15 protein-coding genes, 1 pseudogene and 1 riboswitch are annotated in these 15662 nt (G+C 59.0%); of the genes and pseudogenes, 9 read left to right on the top strand and 7 right to left on the bottom strand.

What is annotated here, in order from left to right; translation table 11 throughout:
• Nucleotides 1-134 precede the first annotated feature (134 nt).
• From HHJ17_RS10890 to HHJ17_RS10870, 5 genes and pseudogenes are all read left to right on the top strand, one after another.
• Nucleotides 135-427, top strand: a pseudogene (locus HHJ17_RS10890) (type II toxin-antitoxin system RelE/ParE family toxin).
• Between the two features lie 252 nt (nt 428-679).
• Nucleotides 680-1135, top strand: a complete 456-nt coding sequence (locus HHJ17_RS10885) for a pilin (RefSeq protein ID WP_296505745.1) — start codon at nt 680-682, stop codon at nt 1133-1135.
• Between the two features lie 135 nt (nt 1136-1270).
• Nucleotides 1271-2959, top strand: a complete 1689-nt coding sequence (locus HHJ17_RS10880; RefSeq protein ID WP_296505744.1) for an O-antigen ligase family protein — start codon at nt 1271-1273, stop codon at nt 2957-2959.
• Between the two features lie 165 nt (nt 2960-3124).
• The gene (locus tag HHJ17_RS10875; RefSeq protein WP_296505743.1) at nt 3125-4633 is read left to right on the top strand and encodes a Wzy polymerase domain-containing protein; all 1509 of its coding nucleotides are present in this window, start codon (nt 3125-3127) and stop codon (nt 4631-4633) included.
• Nucleotides 4634-4801: 168 nt separating this feature from the next.
• On the top strand, nt 4802-5875 hold the full coding sequence (locus HHJ17_RS10870) for a Fic family protein (protein ID WP_296505742.1): 1074 nt from the start codon (nt 4802-4804) through the stop codon (nt 5873-5875).
• A 37-nt stretch (nt 5876-5912) separates the two neighbouring features.
• Here HHJ17_RS10870 and moaC read toward each other — a convergent pair whose 3' ends face one another.
• Nucleotides 5913-6404 carry a cyclic pyranopterin monophosphate synthase MoaC gene (gene moaC / locus HHJ17_RS10865; protein WP_296505741.1) on the bottom strand — a complete coding sequence of 164 codons (492 nt, stop codon included), beginning with the start codon at nt 6402-6404 and terminating at the stop codon, nt 5913-5915.
• 322 nt (nt 6405-6726) lie between these two features.
• Between moaC and HHJ17_RS10860 the strand changes: the two genes are divergently transcribed.
• A complete protein-coding gene (locus HHJ17_RS10860; RefSeq protein ID WP_296505768.1) occupies nt 6727-8166 on the top strand; it encodes a M48 family metalloprotease in 1440 nt (479 codons plus the stop codon).
• Here the strand turns inward: HHJ17_RS10860 and HHJ17_RS10855 are convergent.
• The 3 genes from HHJ17_RS10855 to HHJ17_RS10845 all read right to left on the bottom strand — a co-directional run bounded on the left by HHJ17_RS10855 (nt 8134) and on the right by HHJ17_RS10845 (nt 9814).
• Entirely contained in the window at nt 8134-8487 is a 354-nt protein-coding gene (locus HHJ17_RS10855; RefSeq protein ID WP_296505740.1) for a phage holin family protein, read from the bottom strand. The genes HHJ17_RS10860 and HHJ17_RS10855 overlap by 33 nt on opposite strands.
• Before the next feature lie 64 nt (nt 8488-8551).
• On the bottom strand, nt 8552-9043 hold the full coding sequence (locus tag HHJ17_RS10850) for a hypothetical protein (RefSeq protein WP_296505739.1): 492 nt from the start codon (nt 9041-9043) through the stop codon (nt 8552-8554).
• A 57-nt stretch (nt 9044-9100) separates the two neighbouring features.
• A complete protein-coding gene (locus HHJ17_RS10845; protein ID WP_296499256.1) occupies nt 9101-9814 on the bottom strand; it encodes a TerC family protein in 714 nt (237 codons plus the stop codon).
• 288 nt (nt 9815-10102) lie between these two features.
• Here HHJ17_RS10845 and HHJ17_RS10840 point away from each other — a divergent pair, with 288 nt between their 5' ends.
• Nucleotides 10103-10519 (top strand): DUF3717 domain-containing protein, encoded by a 417-nt coding sequence (locus HHJ17_RS10840; RefSeq protein WP_296499258.1) that lies wholly within the window; start codon nt 10103-10105, stop codon nt 10517-10519.
• A gap of 58 nt (nt 10520-10577) precedes the next feature.
• Here HHJ17_RS10840 and HHJ17_RS10835 read toward each other — a convergent pair whose 3' ends face one another.
• Together HHJ17_RS10835 and purB are read right to left on the bottom strand one after the other, a co-directional pair.
• Nucleotides 10578-11138 (bottom strand): YaeQ family protein, encoded by a 561-nt coding sequence (locus HHJ17_RS10835; RefSeq protein WP_296499261.1) that lies wholly within the window; start codon nt 11136-11138, stop codon nt 10578-10580.
• Complete coding sequence (gene purB, locus HHJ17_RS10830) at nt 11138-12517, bottom strand: adenylosuccinate lyase (protein ID WP_296505738.1); 1380 nt, start codon at nt 12515-12517, stop codon at nt 11138-11140. Before purB ends, HHJ17_RS10835 begins: the two co-directional genes overlap by 1 nt.
• Nucleotides 12518-12624: 107 nt before the next feature.
• Here purB and HHJ17_RS10825 point away from each other — a divergent pair, with 107 nt between their 5' ends.
• Entirely contained in the window at nt 12625-13239 is a 615-nt protein-coding gene (locus tag HHJ17_RS10825) for a glutathione S-transferase N-terminal domain-containing protein (protein WP_296505737.1), read from the top strand.
• Between the two features lie 15 nt (nt 13240-13254).
• On the opposite strand, the gene HHJ17_RS10820 is transcribed toward HHJ17_RS10825, so the two are convergent.
• The gene (locus HHJ17_RS10820; RefSeq protein WP_296505736.1) at nt 13255-14487 is read right to left on the bottom strand and encodes a phosphohydrolase; all 1233 of its coding nucleotides are present in this window, start codon (nt 14485-14487) and stop codon (nt 13255-13257) included.
• Nucleotides 14488-14587: 100 nt separating this feature from the next.
• On the opposite strand from HHJ17_RS10820, the gene rfaE2 reads away from it, so the two are divergent.
• On the top strand, nt 14588-15082 hold the full coding sequence (gene rfaE2, locus HHJ17_RS10815) for a D-glycero-beta-D-manno-heptose 1-phosphate adenylyltransferase (RefSeq protein ID WP_296499269.1): 495 nt from the start codon (nt 14588-14590) through the stop codon (nt 15080-15082).
• A 153-nt stretch (nt 15083-15235) separates the two neighbouring features.
• Nucleotides 15236-15474, top strand: a riboswitch (cobalamin riboswitch).
• The last annotated feature ends 188 nt before the right edge of the window (nt 15475-15662 follow it).

Here is a 15662-nt window from a genome sequence, read left to right as displayed (position 1 = left end):
GGGGAGAAATTACCAAGAAAGGAAGTCAGAACCAGCCAGGCCAAACAGTTGATAATTTAGCCGTCCTGCCTGGGGGAATTTGACTGGCCAAAGGTGGGGGAATTTGAAGTGGCCATCAGGGGTCACGCTTGAAGATCTATGATCTCGAATTCGATGTTGATGCACTCAAAGAGTGGCGCAAGTCACGGAGGGATCGATACAAGCGCAGTTCAAGAAGCAGTTAGCCAAACGGTTGCTTGAGCCACACGTCCCATCGGCAAGACTGCGCGGTGACCTTCAAAATACTTACAAAATCAAACTCAGAGATGCCGGTTATCGGCTGGTCTATGAAGTCATGGAACAGCGATTGGTGATCGTTGTCAGCGCCGTTGGGCGCCGTGACCATGATGAAGTCTATTTGCTCGCTTCGAAAAGGCGGGATGCTTGACGTACTCAGCGCATCTGTGCAGCGCGGAGAGATAGCAAGCCGATCCAGCCGGGGTGTATTAAAAATGTGACGAAAGTGGCGCGACATAAATGTCACGGCAGGGAGGATGGTTGACAAAAATCAACATGTTTTTGCTGCGCTGGCGCTGGATGGGTTCGTAAAACAGGCAAATTCGGCAGTTAACAGGCTTGGCACGGAAGCTGCTGATAGAAAGTGTCCTGTTGTTTCTTTTCTTAACTTTTGGAGTTCTTCATGAAACGTAATATGCAAAAGGGTTTTACCCTGATCGAATTGATGATCGTGGTGGCGATTATTGGTATTTTGGCTGCGGTGGCTTTGCCGGCTTATCAGGATTACACGATCCGGGCCAAGGTGTCTGAAGTTATTTTGGCAGGCTCGTCGGCAAAAACTGCCGTAGCCGAGGCTGCTCAGGTTTACGGAGCCATGCCCACAACAGCGAGTTTGGTTGTTGATAGTCAAGCTTCTAAGTATGTAGCGAGTGTTATATATACTTCCGCTGGCGGGTCGGCCGTTGGCACGAATGGTGTTGTCCAAGTCACAACAACAGGAGCTGATTCGAAGATCAACGGCGTGACAGTTGACATGACCGGGACTTTTGCCTCGAATGGTCAGGTGACATGGGTTTGCTCTAAAGGCGCTACTGGTACCGCCATCAATGACAAGTACTTGCCTGCGAGCTGCAAATAATTAACGTATTGCTTGTTCATGATTTCCTAAAAAGGCCCCCAAATGGGGGCCTTTTTTATAGGCATTCCAGCTTGTCGACGCGTGTGGCGAGTTCGGCCGCGCATGTTCCTCCATTTTGAAACGATGAGGTAGTCTGTGACTACTAAGCAACCGATGACGCCGTTTTGGTTGGTTGGCTGGGCATTGGCTCTGGCCGTGGCATGGCTGCTGCCAAACCACTATCGACCCTGGTCAAGTTTTCACATGGACGCATGGATGGCCGTCGTGCTGTCGCTAGCTTCTGCCGCAGTGATTGTGCGCTCGACCGGTCCTGTGGTTTGGCATGGCATCACACTGCTTGCGGCTGTTCTGGTCGTCATTCCCGGGTTGCAGTTCGGTTTTGGGCTAGTGATGTTGTCCGGTACCGCCTGGATCAGCGCCGCCTATTTGATCGGATTTTTGCTGGCTTTGTTGACCGGCGCCCGGTGGGAGTTGGCAAGCCCCGGTCAGCTTGCAGACGGTTTGTTCCTGGCGATCGGCGTGGCCGCCCTGTTGTCGGTTGGTTTGCAGTTGCATCAGTGGCTGGCTTTGGATTTACTGGATATCTGGGCCATGGGGGGCGGCTATAGCCGTCCGTTCGCCAACTTTGGCCAACCCAACCATTTGGGTACGTTTTTGCTGTGGGGTCTTCTGGCTGGGGCCTGGGGCCTTGTTCGGCAGCGGATTGGCGTGTGGACTGCACTGTTCATGGCGGTTTACCTGTTGTTTGGTCTTGCCCTGACGCATTCTCGGACGGCGTGGGTGGCGGTAGTCATATTGGTTGGTGTCAGTTGGGTCTGGCGCCGTTTATGGTCCGACCAACGATTGCCTTGGCTTGTCACCGGGTTGGGCCTCTACTTCGCTGCGTGTGTTGTGTCAATTGGATGGTTGAGTCAGGTTTTACGGCTCACCTTATCTACGGATGTGGGCGATATCTCCAGAATTTCCGGTGAGTTGCGACCAGTGGCCTGGTCAATGTTTATGGATGCAGTCCTGCAGCGGCCATGGTTTGGTTATGGATGGAATCAGGTGGGCTTGGCGCAGTTCGCTGCGGCGGTGGGTCATCCTTCACTGCACGAAGTATTCATGCATTCACACAATCTTTTTCTTGACCTCCTGTTATGGTGCGGCATCCCTGTCGGGCTGCTGGTGTCGATTTACCTAGTGCGGTGGTTATGGCTACGTTTTCGTGCGCTACGCTACGCCGAGGATGCTGTATTGTTGTTGTTTTTGCTAGTGGTTGGCAACCACGCCATGCTTGAGCTTCCTTTGCACTATGCCTATTTTTTACTTCCTGTTGGCTTGGTCTTGGGTGCACTGAATGTGCGACTGGATGCTCGCCCCATTCTTGTTGTTGGGCGTTGGAGCGTCTTTGCGGTGTGGTTGGCATCGGTCACGTTGCTGGCGCTGATCATTCGCGACTACTCGCGGGTAGAGACAAGCTATCAGGCTCTGCGCTTTGAGCGAGCCAATATCAAAACTGATATTCGTGGCGGTCCACCAGAAGTACTACTGCTAAACCAGTTGCGCGAGTTTATTCGTTTGGCCCGGTATGAACCTGCTAGCGGCATGAGTGTTGATGATCTGGATTGGATGCAAAAGGTCGCCAGTTCCTATCCTAGTTCGGGGGGGGTCCTTAAACTTGCGGAGGCCCTGGCCATGAACCAGCGAGGGGATGAAGCACAGTTGTGGCTGAAAAGACTGTGCAAGTTTGTGTCTGAATCCCAATGTGGCGCCGTCAAGGCGGAATGGATGAATCAATCGCTTAGCAATCCCGACATCGCAGCAGTTCTTTGGCCAAATTGAAAAGATTTCAGAGGAATCGAAGTCGGACTTCGGACTCCATTTTTTCTAGAACTAAGGCCAAAGCAGCAAACCTGATGCACGTCAGCGCAAAAATAGCAGTTTGACTTTGCTCCTGATTTCCGAACACCATTGCAGTCGCACCTGTTGTGCCTGCACCCTCACCTTATGCCATCCCTTGCCGTTTTCCTTTTCATAACCCTGCCCTGGCTCAATCCATTTTCCGCCGGCCCCTCGTCGGCCGTCATCCCCTGGCTGGTCACGCTGGTGTGTTTGGCGTTGATGTTGCTGTGGGCAGCCCGGGTACGACTGGCAGAAGTGGCGGCCTCGGCCTGGCTGGTGGCGGCGCTGTTAAGTAGTCTGCTGGGTTTGCTGCAGTATTTTGGAGCGACCGCCGTGTTTGGGCCGTGGGTCAACAGCACCGGCCTGGGCGAGGCTTTTGCCAATCTGCGGCAGCGCAACCAGTTTGCGACGCTGACCAATATCGGTTTGGCGGCCTTGCTGTGGTGGGCATCGCAGCGGCAAGCCATGCCTGCTGTTTCGGCAGATGTACTGCATCCCGAGCCGTTCAACGGGCGACCTGCGGCCATGGTGGCGGCAGCCGTTCTGTTGGCGATGGGCAATGCGGCATCGTCTTCGCGCACGGGGCTGCTGCAGCTGGTGATGTTGCTGGCCATGGCCTGGGTTTGGCGCCGGGGTGGTAGTGATCGGCAGCAGGCTGATGTTCGGCGCGTGTTGCTGGCGGCGCTGCTGGCTTATGCCGTGGCCGCGTTCACGTTGCCAATTTTGGTGGGGCTGGACCCGAATGCCGTCGGCATTCTGGCGCGCTTGCATGCCGGTGACTCAGTGTGTGGCAGCCGCCTGACGCTGTGGGGCAACGTGCTGCACCTGATCGCGCAAAAGCCCTGGTTCGGTTGGGGCTGGGGCGAGCTCGATTACGCCCATTTCATCACGCTGTATCCCAGCCCGCGGTTTTGTGACATTCTGGACAATGCGCATAACCTGCCGCTGCATCTGGCGGTGGAGCTGGGTGTGCCGCTGGCCCTGTTGATTTGCGGCGGCGGTGCTTGGCTCGCGTGGCGGGCCAAGCCCTGGCTTGAGTCGGACGCCACGCGACAGATGGCTTGGGCGGTGTTGGCCGTGATTTTGTTGCACAGTCTGCTGGAATACCCGCTGTGGTACGGGCCGTTCCAGATGGCGTTTGGCCTGAGTCTTTGGCTGCTGTGGCGCTCGCCCGGCCGGGCTTCTGAGAAATACGGACGTTTTAAGCTGCTAGCCCCCGTCCTGTCTGCGCTGATAGCTATGTTTTTAATAGCGACGGCGACCTATGCCGCGTGGGATTACTACCGCGTGAGCCAGCTTTATCTGATCCCCAAGATGCGGTCCGAGGCTTATCGCGACAACACGCTGGCGAAGGTGGCGGACTCGTGGCTGTTCCAGAATCCGGTGCGTTTTGCCGAGTTGACCACCACGCCGTTGACGGCCGACAATGCGGCCCATATCCATGCGTTGGCGATGGCGATGCTGCACTTTTCACCGGAACCGCGCGTGGTGCAAAAGCTGATTGAGAGCGCCGTGCTGTTGGGGCATGACGACGAGGCGCTGTATTACCTGGCGCGCTATCAGGCGGCATTTCCGGAGATCCATGCGCAATGGGCCGAGAAACTTCCGATGTAATTTGAGGCAAACCCCAAGCTGATCAACGTGGCGACAGGTATAGAAAATGCAATTTTTATAAATATGAAGGCTAACGTGTATAGAAAAATATATTTTCTATACACATGATGGCTAACATGTACAAAAGAACGCATTTTTTATACACGTCACTGACCAAGAGACTTGCCCATGCCCCCTATCACCTCGCTTGAACAGTTGAATCCCGCGCGTTTCGAGACCCCTGCCATTCTCAAAAAGCTGGCCAGCAGCAGCCGTAAACTGGCGGAACTCAAGGGCATTGCGGCGTCCATTCCCAATCAGGGCATTCTTATCAACACCTTGGGTTTGCAAGAGGCCAAGGACAGTTCCGAGATTGAAAACATCGTCACTACGCATGACGAGTTGTTCAAGGACGATGTGCTACCCGAAGCCTTTGCCAATCCGGCGGCCAAAGAAGTGCTGCGCTACCGTCAGGCTTTGCGGGTGGGGTTTGAGCAGGTACGTGCCAGCGGTTTGCTCACGGGCAACCACATCCTTGAAATTCAGAGTGAGTTGGAACGCAATAACGCCGGCTTTCGCAAACTACCGGGCACGGCGCTTAAAGACGGCAGCGGGCAAACCATCTACACGCCGCCGCAAGACCCGGCGGAGATCGTGGCGCTGATGCGCGATCTGGAGCGGTTCATGAACGACGCTGACCTGTTCGACGCCGACCCATTGATCAAGATGGCCTTGATCCACCACCAGTTCGAGAGCATCCATCCGTTTTATGACGGCAATGGTCGCACCGGGCGCATTGTGAATGTGCTGTATCTGGTGAAGGAGGGCTTGCTCGACATCCCGGTGCTGTACCTCAGCAACCATATCGTGCGCAACAAGGCGGATTACTACCGCTTGCTGCAAACCGTGCGCGAGGACGACACTTGGGAAGAGTGGGTTCTCTACTTGCTGGCGGCTGTGGAGCAGACCGCCGGGCAAACCATTGTCACGATCCACGCCATCAAGACGGCATTGTTTGATTACAAGCAGCGCATTCGTGCGGGCTACAAGTTTTACAGCCAGGACTTGATCAACACCCTCTTTATGCACCCGTACACCAAGATTGAGTTTGTGCAGCGTGACTTGCAGGTGTCGCGCCTGACTGCCACCAAGTACCTGGACGCATTGGTGGCCGGTGGTTTCGTGCAAAAGCAGAAGATGGGGCGCGGTAACTATTACGTCAACCTGGCGTTAAGCGCGATTCTGCAAGGGCAGGCCGGCTGACCCTTCGTGTTACTAAAAACCTCTGCAAATCAACAGCTTACCCGCCGTTGATAAAACTCCCCGACTTGCCGCCGTGCTTTTCCAGCAGCTTGCAGTCGGTGATGGTCATGCCGCGGTCGACCGCTTTGCACATGTCATAAATGGTGAGCAGTGCCACCTGGACGGCGGTCAGGGCTTCCATCTCGACGCCGGTGGGGCCGACGGTTTCGACGGTTGCGGTGCAATAGATGCTGCCAGCGCCCGTCGCTTCTACCGTACTGGCTGCAAATTCAATCGCAACGCGGGTCAATGCCAGCGGGTGGCACAGGGGAATCAGGTCGCTGGTTTTCTTGGCGGCCATGATGCCGGCGATGCGGGCAATGCCCAGCACGTCGCCTTTTTTGGCAGTGCCCGACTCGATGATGGCCAGGGTGCTGGGCAGCATTTCAATGCGGCCGCCGGCGACACCAATGCGGTGCGTGCTGGCTTTGGCGGCCACATCCACCATGTGGGCTTGGCCTTGTTCGTCAAAATGGGTAAGAGAGCTCATGGGGTAATTCGGTACAGTTGTCGTTACAGTTGAAAAGTCGCTGGCACTTGCCAAATTTACAGAACGTTCATGTCAACCGCGCATCATACGATCATGTCGCCGGAGCGCGCTGCCTAACTGGCCAACTGAATTAACGTCGACGGGATTCATTTTGATCAATATTTTTAAATCAAATCGGACGCTAGCCCCCATCAGTAAAGCGGTAACAGCTATTGTTTTGGTAGCATTTGGTGTGATCAGTCCAGTGTCGCTCCAGGCTCAGTCCTCTTCTTTGCCGATCTCCAGCTCATCCCAATTGCCCACGCTGGGCGATGGCAGTGACATGAGCAGCAGCGACGAGCGGCGCCTGGGCGATCGCATTGCGCGCGAGATCTACCGCGACCCGGACTATATCGACGACCCGGTGCTGGCCGACTATGTGCAGGGCATCTGGCAGCCGTTGCTGGCGGCGGCGCGGGCGCGGGGCGAGATGTCGCCCGAACTGGACGAGCGGTTTGCCTGGGAGATCATGCTCGGGCGGGATCGCACGGTGAATGCGTTTGCCTTGCCGGGCGGCTACTTTGGCGTCCATCTGGGGCTGATCGCCATCGTCAGCAGCCGCGACGAACTGGCGTCGGTGCTGGGGCACGAGCTGAGTCACGTGACGCAGCGGCACATCTCCAGACTGATTGCCAAACAGGGCCAGCAAACGCCGTGGATGATTGGCGCCATGATTCTGGGGGCGCTGGCCGCCAGCAAGAGTGCCGATGCCGGCAATGCCTTGATCGTTGGCGGCCAGGCCGTGGCGGCGCAGAACCAGCTTAATTTCTCGCGCGACATGGAGCGCGAGGCCGACCGCGTCGGCTTTGGTGTCATGACCCAGGCCGGCTTTGAGGCGCAGGGTTTTGTCTCGATGTTCGACAAGCTGCAGCAAGCCTCCCGGCTCAACGACAACGGCGCCTACCCTTACCTGCGCAGCCATCCGCTCACCACCGAGCGGATTGCGGACATGCAGGCGCGTCAGGCGCTGGCGGCGCGGGGCCCGGTCAACGCTGCCACCACGCTGGAGCATGCCATGATCGCCGCCCGCGCCCGCGTGCTCTCCAACCCGGGCGTCGACGCCTTGCGGGCGTTGCTGGTGGAGGCGAATGGCACCAAATTGGCGACCCTGGCGCCGTCCCGGCAGGCCTCGGTGTTGTATGGCGCCGCCTTGGCGGCCAGCCGCTTGCGTGATTTTGGCAATGCCAAGGGGTATCTGGAGCGCTTGACGGTGCTGGTGCGCGCCGATGCACCGGCCGTGCGGCTGGCGCGGCTGCTGGAGGCCGAAATTGCCTTGACGGCAGGCGATGCCGCGCATGCCACGGCCGTGTTGGCGACGACGCCACAAGTGCGAAGTGCGGCTGGCGGCGAGGCCTCTGCCACCCGTCGTCCCGAGTTGTTTTTGGGGGCGCAGATTGCGCTGCAGTCCGGCCAGGTGGCCGCCGTGAGCGACGCGGCGCAGCGTCTGCAAAGCTGGGTGGCGGCGCATCCGCGCGATGCGCAGGCCTGGCAGCTGCTGTCCAGCGCGTATGGGGCCCAAGGCCAGACCCTGCGTGCCATCCGCGCCAATGCCGAAACCCAGGTGGCCCAGCTGGACTACGTGGCCGCTATGGACCGCCTGAAGGCGGCGCAGGACCTCGTGCGCCAAGGCGGTGGCAAGGTGGACCACATCGAGGCGTCCATCATCGACACCCGGCGCCGCCAGGTGGCGCTACTTCTTAAAGAACAGACGCTCGATCGCTGAGTCGATCACGATGCCAAACACCGAGTAAATCAGCGACCCCAGCAGGGCGGCGCCAAAGCCGCGCACATAGAAGCCGTCCAGCACGCTGGCGGCGGCCCAGAACATCAGGGCGTTGATGACAAACAGGAACAGCCCCAAGGTGATGACGGTGACCGGCAGCGTCAGCAGCACCAGCACCGGGCGCAAAACCATGTTGAACAGGCCGATGACAAAAGCCGCAATCAGCGCGGCGGTGAAGCTGCTCACCACCACCCCCTGGTAAAGGTAGGCAACGGCCAGCAGGGCGGCTGCGCTAAGCAGCCATTTGACAATGAGTTTCATGGCGCAAGAATAGCACCCTGAATTGCGGCGCGGCTGATCATCCTCAACCCGCGCCCTGCTTTGCTCAGCCGGGTCGCTGGTAATTGTTGTCGGCCCAGGCGGTGGCGCTGGCCCGGTTCAGCTTGAAGGCCGGTGACACCCGCAGCTGCGCCAGTTGCTCATCGGTCTCGTCGCGGGCGGTCAACGTAGCGTAGGGGTTGTCCTCATCGGGCACGATGTCCAGCGACACGGTCACGCGGGCGTTGCCCGAGGTCACGGCGATGCTTTGGTGCAGCGAGGCATGCAACTGCTGTTCATGACGGCGGACAAACTCCTTGGCGGTCTTGACCAGCGTGTTGAAGGCGTTGCCGTCCAGCGGTTTCGGGTTTTTCTTGTCGCGCCCCATGGTCCACGGCCCGATCAGCGCCGGTTCGGGTTCACCGTCCTTGATCATGGCGACGGCCCAGCCATCGTCGTCTTCGTTTTTCATCACGCGGGCGGTCCAGCCGACGTCGCGCCACAGGCGGGGTTGTTCGATTTTGGCGTCAGGGTCTTGGTCGGGGGCGAGGTCGGTCACAGGCGGGCAGTTCGGTCAAAAGGGAGCGCGCAAACGCACGCTCTAGCGAGCTGGATTTTAGCTTTTAGCTTCTGCACTCCGGGCCGCCTGGCGGTTGCTCCACCAGCCACCGGCCAGCACGCCGACAACCGCCACGGCGTAAGTGCCCCAGCGCGCCGCCGTTTGCAGTGCCTCGGCGGGCTGCTTGGGATCGCCAAACACGCCGGCCAGCAGCGGCTCACTCACCACCATCTTGGCGGCGGTAAAGGCCAGCACGGCCGAGCCAATCTGGATGATGGCCGGAAAACGCTCCACCAGTTTCAACACCACGGTGCTGCCAAACACCACAATCGGCACGCTGATCAGCAGGCCGATGATGACCAGGTCGAACGCGCCATGCGCTGCGCCAGCCACGCCCAGCACGTTGTCCACGCCCATCAGGGCATCGGCCACGATGATGGTTTTCATGGCGCCCCAGAAGGTGCTGACCACCGGGCCGTCGTGCTCGTCACTGCCCTGGTCGGCCAGCAACTGGTACGCAATCCACACCAGCCCCAGGCCACCGACCAGCATCAAGCCCGGAATCTTGAGCAACCAGACCACGCCCACCGTCATGACGGAGCGTACGACGATGGCGCCCACGGTGCCCCACAAAATGGCTTTTTTCTTGAGATGCGGCGGCAGTTGCCGCGCCGCCAGTGCGATGACGATGGCGTTGTCGCCGGCCAGCACCAGGTCGATCAAAACGATGGCCATGAGGGCGGACCACCAGGCGGCAGAAAATAACTCCATTGGAAAACCTCAGTATGTTGTGTTCGTAAACACCTATTTTGCAGTGCGGATGGGGTGGCATGAGTCCACCTTCGCGCGCTGCACAACCAGTGCAGGGCGAAGGTCTTGCTCGATGCTGCGGGAGGCCAAACTGGACGCCGCATCATCTGGTGAACCGGGAACGCGCTCGGCTTTCCGTATTGACGACTCACCAACAGGGAGCTACTCCCCTTCAGCGGCGGATTTGACCACTAAAGCCCTATCCCCTGAACGCATGAGGTTAATGGACCGGGCTATGATCCGTGCCCCATGGCCGCCATTCACATCACCGACATCGAGTCGGCTATCAACTTCTGGCGCGATAAAAAGCCTTCGCCGGATGGCTTTTCGCTGGCGCCCGAAACCCGGGCGCTGGCCGAGGTCTATGCCCTGATGGTGTTCCAGCACAAGACCCAGGTTGACGAATACACCCTGCCGACCCCGGCGCTGGACGCCTGGCTGGCCTGGTACGACAGCACGCCCGACACGCCCTGCATCGCCATCTGCTCCACCAGCCAGGGCGATGAGGAATGCAAAGGTTGCGGCCGCAGTTTTGCCGAGGTGCAGTGTTGGGTTGAAATGCGCCCGGTTGAAAAACGCCAGGTCTGGCGCCGCATCACGATGCTGGGCAGCTCTTGGCGCTTCAACAAATACGCCGAGCGGGCGGTTGAAAAGCCCGCTAGTTAGCTATATAAGTAATAGCTTCCCGCGCATGTTGGACGGGGGCTAGAAGCTGATTTGGCTTTTATTTCCAGCGGACCGGCTCAATGTCCACGTTGTGCGTGCCGTCGCCCAACATCAAGACGCCTTCCTGGATCGTGGCCTGCAGTTGCATGCTGCGCTGCGCCATCGGAATCAGCGCTTGCGCGGCAACGGTCGGCACCCGGAACACGCTCAGGTTTTTCGGCCGCGCCAGCTTGGCTTCCATGGTGCGCCACCACACTTCGGCGGCGTGGTTGAAGCAGTACAGCACCACTTCGTCCGCCTTGCCGCAGGCTTTCAGCAGCGGCTTGTCTTCCGGCTGGCCGACTTCAATCCACAGCCGGGTCAGGCCGGTGTAGTCGCGCAGCCAGACATCCGGCTCATCCGGGTCGCTCAAGCCAGCGCCAAACGCCAGTGTGCCGTCGCCGCCACACACGGTCTGCAGCTTGTGCGCCTGCAGCGCCAGCGCGCACAGGCGCACCATCATGCGTTCGTCGGTTTCGCTTGGATGCCGCGCTAAGGTGAGCGCGTGGTCGGCGTAATAGGCGTGGTCAATGTCGGCGATTTGCAGACTGGCTTTGAAGATGGTGGATTTAATCGCCATCAGACGCGTTTTGCGAGTTCAGCGGCTTTGCCGATGTAGCTGCCGGGTGTCATGGCCAGCAGGCGGGTTTTTTCCGCTTCCGGCAAGTCCAGCTTGGCGATAAAGCCCTGCATCAATTCGCGCGTCATCGGTTCACCGCGGGTGAATTTCTTCAATTGTTCGTAGGGCTGTGGCAGGCCAAAGCGGCGCATCACGGTCTGGATCGGCTCGGCCAGCACTTCCCATGAGGCATCCAGGTCGGCGGCAATGGCAGCTTCGTTGATCTCCAGCTTGCCCAGGCCGGTGTTCAGCGACTGGTAGGCCAGCAAGGCATAACCCAGCGCCACGCCCATGTTGCGCAGCACGGTGCTGTCAGTTAGATCCCGCTGCCAGCGGGAAATCGGCAGTTTTTCGCTCAGGTGCTTGAGCAAGGCGTTGGCCAGGCCCAGATTGCCTTCGGCGTTCTCGAAATCAATCGGATTGACCTTGTGCGGCATGGTGCTACTACCCACTTCGCCCTCGCGCAGCCGTTGCTTGAAGTAGCCCAGTGACACATAGCCCCAGACATCGCGCGACCAGTCAATCAAGATGGTGTTGGTGCGGGCCACGGCGTCAAACAGTTCGGCCATGTAATCGTGTGGCTCAATCTGGATGCTGTAGGGCTGGAAGGTGAGACCCAGGCCGAGCGGCTCGGGGGTTTCGATCACTTTGCGGCTGAAGCCTTCCCAGTCAAATTCGGGCCAGGCCGACAGGTGGGCGTTGAAGTTGCCCACGGCGCCATTCATCTTGCCCATGAGCTTGATGTTGGCAATCTTGTCCCGTGCCGCCGCCAGGCGCACCACGACATTGGCGATTTCCTTGCCGACGGTGGTCGGGCTGGCGGTCTGGCCGTGGGTGCGGCTGAGCATCGACACCTCGGCAAACGCATGCGCCATCTCGCGCAGCTTGGCAATCACGGCGTCCAGCGCGGGCAGCAGCACCTGGTCGCGCCCGGCTTTGAGTTGCAGCGCATGGCTGGTGTTGTTGATGTCCTCGCTGGTGCAGGCAAAGTGCACGAACTCTTCGGCCGCCAGCAGCTCGGGCCGGGCTTCGAATTTGGACTTGATCCAGTACTCGACCGCCTTCACATCATGGTTGGTGACCTTCTCAATCGCCTTGATGGCTTCGCCATCGGCTTCCGAGAAATGTTTCACCAGACCCAGCAGATAAGTGCGGGCGCCCGGTGACAGCGGCTTGAATTCAGTGAAGCCGCAATCGCTCAAAGCGATGAACCAGGCCACTTCAACCTGCACGCGGCGTTGCATATAGCCCTGTTCGCTCATCACAGGACGGAGTTTGGCAAGCTTGGTGGCGTAGCGGCCGTCAAGCGGGGAAAGAGCGGAGATGGCGGAGAAATTCATGCGCGGATTGTAGGTTGTGCGCCACGCCCTAGCCAGAGGCCGACCCCACCGTAAGTTTTAGTCAGACTGATGTATAGAATGAATATTCCTGCAACGACGAACAGCCCATGAAATTACTCGGATCCATCTCCAGCCCTTATGTACGTAAAGTGCGCGTCGTCATGGCCGAGAAAAAACTTGACTATGTTTTCGTGCCGGAAGACGTGTGGTCGGCGCAAAGCACGATTGCTGAATCCAACCCACTGGGCAAAGTGCCCTGCCTGGTCATGGAAGGTGGCGAGGCCCTGTTTGACTCGCGTGTGATCGTCGAATACCTGGACACCTTGTCGCCGGTCGGCAAACTGCTGCCGCCAGGGGGCCGCGATCGGGCCGAGATCAAGACCTGGGAAGCGCTGGCCGATGGCCTGCTCGATGCCGCCATTCTGGCGCGACTGGAAGCCACCTGGGACGGGCGCACCGACGAACAACGCAGTCAGGCCTGGATTGATCGCCAGCTGGGCAAGATACACGCCAGCGTCAAATCCATGAGCCAGGGGCTGGGCGACAAGGCCTTTTGTGCCGGCATTTACCTCAGCCTGGCCGATATTGCCGTGGGCGTCGCCCTGAGCTATCTCGACTTCCGCTTTCCCCAGATTGACTGGCGGACCGATCACCCGAATCTGGTCCGACTGCACGACAAGCTGATGCTGCGTCCCAGCTTTGCCGAAACGCGGCCGGTTTGAGCAGAGGCCCGGTTCCTACCAGGGACGGTCGGTAGCGGGGGACTTGGTCAACACCAGCAGGCGTTCCAGGTTGATTTTGACTTTGACATCGCGGTAGGGCACCCCGGCCACAATGCGAAATTCAGGTTTATTGGTCTCGCGCACGATGTGTTCGCCGGTCGGCATGCCGGCGCGATTGATCAGAATGGCGACGCGCGGGGTGGTGGTGTTGGCGCCGCGTTTCACCACCACGGCAATCTCTTCGCTGGCCAGGCGCACGAACGAGCCGGGCGAGTAAATGCCCATGGCCTTGATCAGGGCGGCACCGGCTTCGTCAATCTGGCGGTTTTCATCAAAATAGCTGCCCTGCATGGCGCTGGCGGGTGAGTCGGCCACGCGTGAGACGCGCGGCGCCAGACGGGCCGCAAACATGTCCGCGCGCTGGATCAAGCGCGCGATGCGCTGACTTTCGGTGCGGCCCGCCAGCGGGCCCGGTGTTTTGGCATGGTGGCCCAATACCGCCTCCAGCCACCGCGGGTCGGTGACGCCCAGGTGCTGCAGCAGCGCGACGGAACGGGCGGCATGCTGGTTGATATGGCTGCGCTGCTCCAGGCTGGGGACGTGTTTTTGCAGTGCCAGTTGATCTTGCAACTCGGTCATGCCGATGTTCATGGTCAGCGCCGCCTTGCACAGCAAGGCCTCCTGCTCGGCGGGCCACTTCAAGACTTCCCGGGCGGCCAGGCCGCACATCACACTCACCAGCATGGCATGGGTGGCGCTGTACTGACGCAACTCACTGCTGGAGATGTGTATCAGCGCAAACAAGGTGCCATCCGGGTTGAGGCGCGAATAGCGGTTGAGCTGCGCCTGCAGCTTGTCCAGCCGGGCACAAAAAGTCGCCGGGTTGATGTCGCGCAGCATGGCATGGGTCTGCCCCTGCAGATCCAGCCAGTTGGGTTCGCCCGTGCTTGTCGTGTCCCGGGTGCGTTCCAGGTCGGCAGTCATGAGTTCGGTGCTGGCAATTTGCCCCAGCAAGCGGTCTTGCCGCACCATGCTGTGGAGCTTGCCCATGTAGGCGCGGTGGTGGCCCTCGGACTCGGCAAAATCAATGTACAACTTGCCGCGCTGCTCCACGATCAGGTCCAGATCAGCCCGGCTGGCGATCACATACCCCTTGGGTGCCAGCAGGACACCATCCTTGTCTCGGAGCGAAAAGGGCAGTGGCTGGCCGATGCGAATGGATTCGGCGGTGACGATGATGAGATTCATGGAGTGTCGGAATTATGCCCATCCGCGCTGCCCTCGGGTTAGCGTGATAACCCGCAGTGCCGTTTTGGCAGCGGCTGCCCGGCCTGCTAGCATCAAAGCCATGACCGATTTACCTTCCCTCCCCGCCCTGACTGACAAAATTTGCGGTCGTGCCAACGTGTTGGCCCGGGTCGCCCAATTGCCACGGCCGCTGGTGTTTACCAATGGCGTGTTTGATGTGCTGCATCGTGGTCATGTGATGTACCTGGCGCAGGCGCGGGCGCTGGGGGCCAGTTTGCTGGTGGCGCTGAACACCGATGCCTCGGCCCGGCGCCTGGGCAAAGGCCCGGACCGGCCGCTGAATAACGAAGCCGACCGCGCGTTCGTCATGGCCGCGCTGGCTTCCACCAGTCTGGTGACCTGGTTCGAGGAAGACACGCCGCTGGAACTGATTGCGGAGATCAAACCCGACATTCTTGTCAAAGGCGGCGACTACGACATGCGCAAGCTGGCCGAGACGCGCGTGGTCGAGTCCTATGGCGGGCGGGCGCTGGCGCTGCCTTTTGCCGACGGTTACTCCACCACGGCACTGGTGCGCAAGATTCGCCAGGGTTAAGTGCCAAATAGGTTTCTAGCCTCCGTCCTATAAGCGCAGGTAGCTACTTTATTTATAGCGATGGAGCCGCTCTGTTGCACTTCAGACTTGAATCCGTCAGTGCTAAAAATGTAGGAGCAGCAAAAACAAATGAGCTTGATTTGTTTGGTGCTAAACTGAAAACCAGAACTAGGTGTCCTAAAGACTTTGTGTTAATAGGCTTAAACGGGAAGTCGGTGCACTCCAGTTATTTTTAAATAATTTGGACTATCCCGACGCTGCCCTCGCAACGGTAAACGAGTCAAAGCCAGACCAATCACCACTGTGCAACTGCATGGGAAGGTGGTCTCGCAAAGGAGCAATTGCTTCTTCACTCGTCAGCCCGGAGACCGGCCTGATTTCTTAAGCGTGATCTTGCGACGGGCAAGGGTCAGCGGGCCATCGGATACGGCGTTTTGTCCGGCATTTTTGCCATTGATAGAACATCGTCATTCTGTTTTCGACGCCCCCTAACTCCCCATTTTTTGTTGCGGTTTCACACCATGCTGGATAGCGTAATTCCAGCCATGCGGGAGGCCGTCCTGATAAATAGAACCACGCC

It is taken from the genome of Rhodoferax sp., assembly GCF_012927445.1.
In the GTDB taxonomy this organism is placed as follows: domain Bacteria; phylum Pseudomonadota; class Gammaproteobacteria; order Burkholderiales; family Burkholderiaceae_C; genus Rhodoferax.
Note: the sequence above shows the minus strand (reverse complement) of the source record. Positions and strands in the feature narration are given on the sequence as shown.

What these genes read in the sequence shown, in the direction of transcription:
- rfaE2 (WP_296499269.1), top strand. Translation starts at nt 14,588, where the DNA reads ATGACCGATTTACCTTCCCTCCCCGCCCTGACTGACAAAATTTGCGGT.
- HHJ17_RS10860 (WP_296505768.1), top strand. Translation starts at nt 6,727, where the DNA reads ATGAGCAGCAGCGACGAGCGGCGCCTGGGCGATCGCATTGCGCGCGAG.
- HHJ17_RS10845 (WP_296499256.1), bottom strand. Translation starts at nt 9,814, where the DNA reads ATGGAGTTATTTTCTGCCGCCTGGTGGTCCGCCCTCATGGCCATCGTT.
- HHJ17_RS10820 (WP_296505736.1), bottom strand. Translation starts at nt 14,487, where the DNA reads ATGAATCTCATCATCGTCACCGCCGAATCCATTCGCATCGGCCAGCCA.
- purB (WP_296505738.1), bottom strand. Translation starts at nt 12,517, where the DNA reads ATGAATTTCTCCGCCATCTCCGCTCTTTCCCCGCTTGACGGCCGCTAC.
- HHJ17_RS10840 (WP_296499258.1), top strand. Translation starts at nt 10,103, where the DNA reads ATGGCCGCCATTCACATCACCGACATCGAGTCGGCTATCAACTTCTGG.
- HHJ17_RS10835 (WP_296499261.1), bottom strand. Translation starts at nt 11,138, where the DNA reads ATGGCGATTAAATCCACCATCTTCAAAGCCAGTCTGCAAATCGCCGAC.
- moaC (WP_296505741.1), bottom strand. Translation starts at nt 6,404, where the DNA reads ATGAGCTCTCTTACCCATTTTGACGAACAAGGCCAAGCCCACATGGTG.
- HHJ17_RS10885 (WP_296505745.1), top strand. Translation starts at nt 680, where the DNA reads ATGAAACGTAATATGCAAAAGGGTTTTACCCTGATCGAATTGATGATC.
- HHJ17_RS10825 (WP_296505737.1), top strand. Translation starts at nt 12,625, where the DNA reads ATGAAATTACTCGGATCCATCTCCAGCCCTTATGTACGTAAAGTGCGC.
- HHJ17_RS10855 (WP_296505740.1), bottom strand. Translation starts at nt 8,487, where the DNA reads ATGAAACTCATTGTCAAATGGCTGCTTAGCGCAGCCGCCCTGCTGGCC.
- HHJ17_RS10870 (WP_296505742.1), top strand. Translation starts at nt 4,802, where the DNA reads ATGCCCCCTATCACCTCGCTTGAACAGTTGAATCCCGCGCGTTTCGAG.
- HHJ17_RS10875 (WP_296505743.1), top strand. Translation starts at nt 3,125, where the DNA reads ATGCCATCCCTTGCCGTTTTCCTTTTCATAACCCTGCCCTGGCTCAAT.